Annotated in this window: 6 protein-coding genes; 3 read left to right on the forward strand and 3 right to left on the reverse strand. The window is 63.7% G+C overall.

The genetic code is table 11. From position 1 onward, the window contains the following. Positions 1 to 39: 39 nt before the first annotated feature. A complete protein-coding gene (locus tag WIMU1_RS16740) occupies positions 40 to 786 on the forward strand; it encodes an aspartate/glutamate racemase family protein (protein WP_062799216.1) in 747 nt (248 codons plus the stop codon). Here the strand turns inward: WIMU1_RS16740 and WIMU1_RS16745 are convergent. Beyond that, entirely contained in the window at positions 779 to 1,111 is a 333-nt protein-coding gene (locus WIMU1_RS16745) for a hypothetical protein (RefSeq protein ID WP_062798897.1), read from the reverse strand. The two genes, WIMU1_RS16740 and WIMU1_RS16745, sit on opposite strands and share 8 nt — an antisense overlap. A gap of 262 nt (positions 1,112 to 1,373) precedes the next feature. Here WIMU1_RS16745 and WIMU1_RS16750 point away from each other — a divergent pair, with 262 nt between their 5' ends. Continuing rightward, positions 1,374 to 2,240: a glycosyltransferase family 2 protein gene (locus tag WIMU1_RS16750; protein WP_062798899.1), complete on the forward strand. Its 867-nt coding sequence runs from the start codon at positions 1,374 to 1,376 to the stop codon at positions 2,238 to 2,240. 143 nt (positions 2,241 to 2,383) lie between these two features. Then, positions 2,384 to 3,277: an esterase/lipase family protein gene (locus WIMU1_RS16755; protein ID WP_062798902.1), complete on the forward strand. Its 894-nt coding sequence runs from the start codon at positions 2,384 to 2,386 to the stop codon at positions 3,275 to 3,277. 30 nt (positions 3,278 to 3,307) lie between these two features. Here the strand turns inward: WIMU1_RS16755 and WIMU1_RS16760 are convergent, their stop codons facing one another. Both WIMU1_RS16760 and WIMU1_RS16765 read right to left on the reverse strand, forming a co-directional pair. Next, on the reverse strand, positions 3,308 to 4,300 hold the full coding sequence (locus WIMU1_RS16760) for a polysaccharide pyruvyl transferase family protein (protein WP_062798904.1): 993 nt from the start codon (positions 4,298 to 4,300) through the stop codon (positions 3,308 to 3,310). Positions 4,301 to 4,361: 61 nt separating this feature from the next. Beyond that, positions 4,362 to 5,216: a glycosyltransferase family 2 protein gene (locus WIMU1_RS16765; protein WP_245968945.1), complete on the reverse strand. Its 855-nt coding sequence runs from the start codon at positions 5,214 to 5,216 to the stop codon at positions 4,362 to 4,364. Positions 5,217 to 6,107: the final 891 nt, after the last annotated feature.

Below are 6,107 nucleotides of genomic sequence, written 5' to 3' on the forward strand. Positions count from 1 at the left end.
CCGGGCGGTTCTCGTGCAGGGACAGGAATACTGGTTGTCGTGCGTATCTGCGTCATGAATCCCAATACGACCGTGTCGATGACCGAGCAGATCACGGCCGCGGCGCGGTCGGTGGCCGCGCCGGGAACCGAGATCGTCGGCGTCACCTCCTCGATGGGGCCCGCCTCGATCGAGTCGCACTACGACGAGGCCTTGTCCGTTCCCGGCGTGATCGAAGCAATTGCCCGCAGTGAGCGCAGCGAGCATCCCGCCGACGCCTACGTGCTGGCCTGCTTCGGCGACCCCGGGCTCGATGCAGCCCGCGAAGTGGCCTCGGTTCCCGTGGTCGGTATCGCCGAAGCCGCGATGCACGCCGCGTCCTTGCTCGGTCGCACCTTCTCGGTGGTCACAACGCTGGGCAGAACGATCGGTCGCGCGGAAGAGCTCGCCGAACGGTATGGACTGGCGGGCCGCTGCCGCGGCATCCACGCGTGCGAGATCCCGGTGCTCGAACTGGAGACCAATCCCGACACCGCAGGCATCCTGGTGGACGCGTGCCGTTCAGCCGCCGAGGCGGACGGTAGCGACGCGATCGTCCTGGGTTGTGCCGGCATGGCCGATCTCGCACAGGTCATCAGCGCCAAGATCGGCATTCCTGTGGTCGACGGAGTCGCCGCGGGCACCTTGCTGGTCCAGTCGTTGGTCACCATGGGTCTGCGACCCCGGAACACAGGCGAACTCGCACCGCCGGTCCCGAAGGTCTACCGCGGCCTGCTCGAGCCTTTCGGGCGAGGTGCGATCAGTTGACCGACGGCATGAGGTCCGTGTCGACGATGCGCGAGAGCAATGCGGTGACCACGCCCGCCATCTCATAGGGATCGTCGATCACGCCGAGGTCGGGAAGTGTGTGCATCACGGCCGCGTACAACGCTGCGTTGTCGTCGAGACCGAGCTCAGCGGTCAGTACGCGATAGTGCTCGATGGCCATCTGGAGGCGCCCGTAGGTGACACGGCTTGTACCGTATTGCGCGGCCACTCGATCCGGCACACTTGCCGCGGTCCTCGTGATGACGGAGAGTGCGGGAACACCCGCTTCCGCCGGACGTTCGGACGCCGAAATCGTATCGCTCACGAGGATCTCCGCTTTCGCTCTTCTCTCGCCGGTGGCGAGGTGGATTAAGGGTGCCACACGTACAGAAATGTCGGATGGGCTCTTGATTGGGAAGGCACCCTGTCTATTTATGACGTTGATCACTGCAGGTGACAGAGTTGCCGCTGAAATTCGCGACGATTGAAATAAGTGAGCGTCACGGTCAAATTCACGCTTTGCTTTTTGTTTGCATTCGCGAATGAACGGGCGCCGCTGCCTGTTTGACATGTAATACTCCTGATTCATGACCTCCCCCACCTTGTCGCTGGTCATTCCTGCGTACAACGAAGCCGATTCGATCGGTTGGTTGCTCGAGTCCCTGATGACCGAACTGGACCAGCTCGACGAGATCATCGTCGTCGACAACAACTCCACAGATGAGACGCCGCAGATCGTCGCCGGGTTCACCGATCGCATGGCCCAATTGCGTGTCATCACCGAGAAGCGACCAGGCGTCATCGCCGCGCGTAACGCAGGTTTCGACAGCGCGACCGGCGACATCATCGGGAGGATCGACGCCGACGCCAGAGCGAAACCCGGTTGGGCCCGCGCGGTCCGCGAGTTCTTCGCAACTGCAGACGAGACAATCGGTGCGGGCACCGGATTCTTCGACCAATACGACATGCCTCTGCAATGGGTGCACAGGAAGTTGCTGACGGTCGCGCTGAAATCGGCCGACAAGAAGGGCGGCGACCTTCCGTCGCTGTTCGGCGCGAACATGGCCATCCGCCGGACGACCTGGGAGCAGATCCGCCCGATCCTGCTTGACCAGAACGGCATCTTCGACGACCTCGACATCACGTTGTGTGTGACCGAGGTCGGCCAGCGAAGCGTGTTCATCCCAGGCATGGACATCAGCGCTTCGGGACGCCGCATGCTCTCGAGCGTGGAGGTATACCGCAAGTTCACCGACTACATGCCCGCCACCTATGAGGCGCGCGGCATGCACGAGCAAGCTCGCAGGTCTGTGGCCAACGTCCGGACGATGCGGGTGCTGCATCGCATCTTCTGGCTGCCGTCACGTGCGTGGGACCCGGTCAAGGGCCGGTACTCGCTGAAACAGCTGTTCTCCAAACACAAGACGCGGGTGCTTCCGTACGCCTCGTCCTGACCACGTCCCGGCGATTGGTGACACCCCGGCATCATCCCGTAAACTCTCAACGAGAGGTTTACAGTTTGTGAACGGATGAGGGGCAAGGTTTGCTGCGAACGCTGGATCGACGATGGCTCACGGGACGAACCGCCCTGGTATGCATGGCGGTGATGTGCCTGGGACTGACCGCACTCGCCGCGCCTGCGACGGCGGCACCTGCACCGACGACATCCGGTGGCGAATCACCCGAGGGTGCCAATGACTGGTCCTGCATCCCCAGCCCGGCACATCCCCGCCCGGTTGTCCTGGTCCACGGGACGTGGGCCGATATGGCCACGACGTGGAAGACGCTCTCACCGACGCTCAAGGCCGAGGGGTATTGCGTCTTCGCTCTCAACTACGGGACGAGGGCGCCCGGCACACGCCAGAACCTCCTCGATCTCGTCGGCGGCGACACCATCGAGCGGTCGGCCCGCAGTCTCGGCGACTTCGTGTCGCGCGTCCGCACCGCGACCGGGGCACGGCAGGTCGATGTGGTCGGGCACTCCCAAGGAGCGCTTGTCGCGCGGTCGTACCTGAAGTCGGGCGGTGGCTCGGATGCCGTTCGTCCTGAGCGCAACATCGTCCGCACCCTGGTCAGCCTTGCCGGCACCAATCAGGGGACAAGCTTCAACATCAACCAGCAGCTCGGTGCGATCGCCGAGATGCTCGGAATCCCGGTGGTCACGCTTGCCGCCGCAACGGTGGGGCCCTCGTACATCGAGCAGATGGCGGGCTCGCCGTTCCTTCGCGAACTGGCCGTCGGCGGGGACACCCGTCCCGGGGTCGACTACGTGGCGGTCGGTACCAAGCAGGACACCATGGTGACGCCGCCGGAGCACTCGTTCCTCAAGCCGGTTCCGGGCGCGACCGTGAAGAACGTGTGGGTGCAGGACGGCTGCGAGAGCGCTGAGGCCAACCACATGGAGGTCACCAGCAGCCCACGTTCGGTGTGGATCACCCAAGCTGCCCTCGACCCGGGATATGCGCGGACACATCCGGCACCGTGCCCCTGACGCAGACTTTTGACTCGGGCCGGGGAGACGTCAGAGCAGGGTTTTGACGATTCGCGCGGCCTCGTCGAAGTCCCCGGCGATATGGGTGCCGGGAGCAGATCCGAGATAGTCCCGGTAGATGGCCGAGATCTTCTTGTTGGCGTTGTCCACCATCACCACCGGCTTGTCGAGCAGAACCGAGAAGACCGCTGCGTGGAGCCGGTCGGTGACCACCACCTTGCCCTCGGACAGGATGTCCACCGCGTTGCGGATGATCAGGTCGCACTGGTAATCGAACGCCCACCGGGCGTACGGGTACGCCCGCACCCGGACCCGCGGCACCTTGTGAATCGCCGAGTTCGCCAGGCTGACCGGCCACCACTTGAAATTGTCCGCCACCGATGCATGCCACTCGGTCCGCGGGACGCCCGGGAACGCCCGGCCGACATCGTCTTTCTCGTGCATCGATTCTTGATCCCGGCGTTTGAGCATCACCACGTCGCGGCTCGGTTCCCTTACCGGTGGCAGTGGCCGGGCTCCGAATGCCAGGTCCGGGCAGTAGACCACCCGATTGTCGGGAAACAATTCGCGGGTCATTTCGCAGCCCGCCCTGTCGCGGATCATCAGAGTCAGATCCGGATGCCGGGAGTAAACGGCCTGCGCACGCTCGAGCGCAGTCTTGTCGAGAAAGTCGATCGTCTGCGGCATCTGGATGATTTTCCGGTCCGGATTCTCCTCGATCACCCGTTCACGAAATAGCTGGAATCGGTCATATCGATCGCCGAAATTCCCACCACCCTGCAGCAACAGCGGGCCCGTCGGCAGTCGACGCGAAAGGGCGGCGCGGTCATATGTATGGGTCGCACAGACATATGCGGGCTCGATCCCCAACCGATCGAGGTACGCCAGCTGTCCGCGATAGATGAGGAGGTCACCGGAATTGAAATGGTTGGGGTAGTCCAGAACGGCCACCCGATCACCCCGGATCTCCGCCCGCAGGATGTCTGCGGTCTCCTGTTCGATCTGGTCTACAGCTGTCGTCACGCGTACATCCTTCTGTCAGGGGCCTGCCCCATCGGGCGGCGCCCGAGTGGACGGTTCGGTATCAGGCGATCGGCCGGTCTTCTCGATCGGCGAACAGTCGCCTGATGCTGTGCTTTCGCGTCATCGGGTCGTACGTACGGGTGGGTACCCAGAACGCGAGATACATCGTCCGCGCGATCCACACATTGATCCACGACGCCCGGGCTCGTGACCGGTCCCCGTGCAGCTCCCATGTGCGGGGAACGCCCCGGGTGAACTGCCAGTACAACGTTCGGCTCGTCAGCATCCGTCGACCGGACACCTGCACCCGCATGCCCTCGATCACGGCGATCTTCCGACCGACAGCGCGCAACGCGATCGAGATGTCCAGATCCTCCCAGATCCCCGGCTCGTCATGGGTCAGCGACTCGATCTGCTCCCACACTTCGCGCCGAATCGCCATGTTGGCCCCGTAGACGCCAGGAGATTGCTTGACCTCGTCACTCTCGCCTTTTCGCGACGTGGTCGCGATCCGCATCAGAGCACGGTGCACCCCTTGAAGAGGCATGTCGTACTGGGTGAACGGGCCCACGGCCGCGCCGAACTCGGGGCCCGCGGACGAGAAGAATGTCTCGATCGCGGCGGCCCACCCCGGCGCGACGATGGTGTCCGCGTCGATCCGTGCGATGACGTCGCTCGTGGCCGACGCCAGACCGCGGTTCCGAGCGGGCACGATTCCCTGGCGGCTCTCGTCGAGCAGTCGTATCTTCTTGACCGTCGCTTGGTGGGCGGCGACTATGTCGGCCGTTTTATCGGACGAATTGTTATTGACCACAACTATCTCTGCGATGTCGTCGATTTGTTCGACGAGATTGTCGAGACACCGACCGATCGAAACTTCTTCGTTGAATGCTGGTATGACCACTGAAATGGACACAGCTCCCCCTCGCCTCGACGACCTCAATAGACAATTGGCTGCTCAATGCTCCACATGTCATGCTTCTCATGAAAAGCGGCGCGCCAAACAAATGCGCGTTGGGACTCACTTTACGAGATTAGTGGACGCAGGTGTAATTGCCCCGCATTTCGCCTGGCGCTCGTATGAACACGCGAATATCGACTCGGTCGCTGTAGATTGAGCGCGCGAGTTTCGCGGGCGGGGCGCGGGCTTCGCTCGCCGTCTCGGCACCCGCTCAGCCTGCAGATAGAGCGCGCACGAGTTTCGCGAGCGGGCCGTAAGCTTCGCTCGCCATACCGGCTAACGCTCGGTCTACGGAAAGAGCGGGAGCGAGTTCCGCGAGCGGCCATACGCTTCGCTCGCCATACCGGCCAACGCTCGGTCTACGGGTAGAGCAAGAGCGAGTTTCACGAGCGGGCCACCGGGAGCGCTCGCGGTACCGGCACAAGCGCGGCCGGCAGACCGAGCGCACACGAGTTTCGCGAGCGGCCTAAACGGTTCGCTCGCCATACCGGCCAACGCTCGGTCTACGGGTAGAGCAAGAGCGAGTTTCGCGAGCGGCGCAGGCTTCGCTCGCCGTATCGGCACCCGCTCAGCCTGCAGATAGAGCGAGAGCGAGTTTCACGAACGGGCCACCGGGAGCGCTCGCGGTACCGGCACAAGCGCGGCCGGCAGACCGAGCGCACACGAGTTTCGCGAGCGGGGCTCGAGCTTCGCTCGCCATACCGGCCCACGCTCGGACTGCAGACCGAGCGAAACCGAGCTTCACGAGCGGGCCTCGAGCTTCGCTCGCAGTACCCGCGCAAGCTCGGCCTACAGACCGAGCCAGAGCAAGTTTCGCGAGCGGGCCCCGAAGCGCCGCCGCCTGGC

The organism is Williamsia muralis NBRC 105860 (assembly GCF_001598915.1).
GTDB lineage: Bacteria > Actinomycetota > Actinomycetes > Mycobacteriales > Mycobacteriaceae > Williamsia > Williamsia muralis.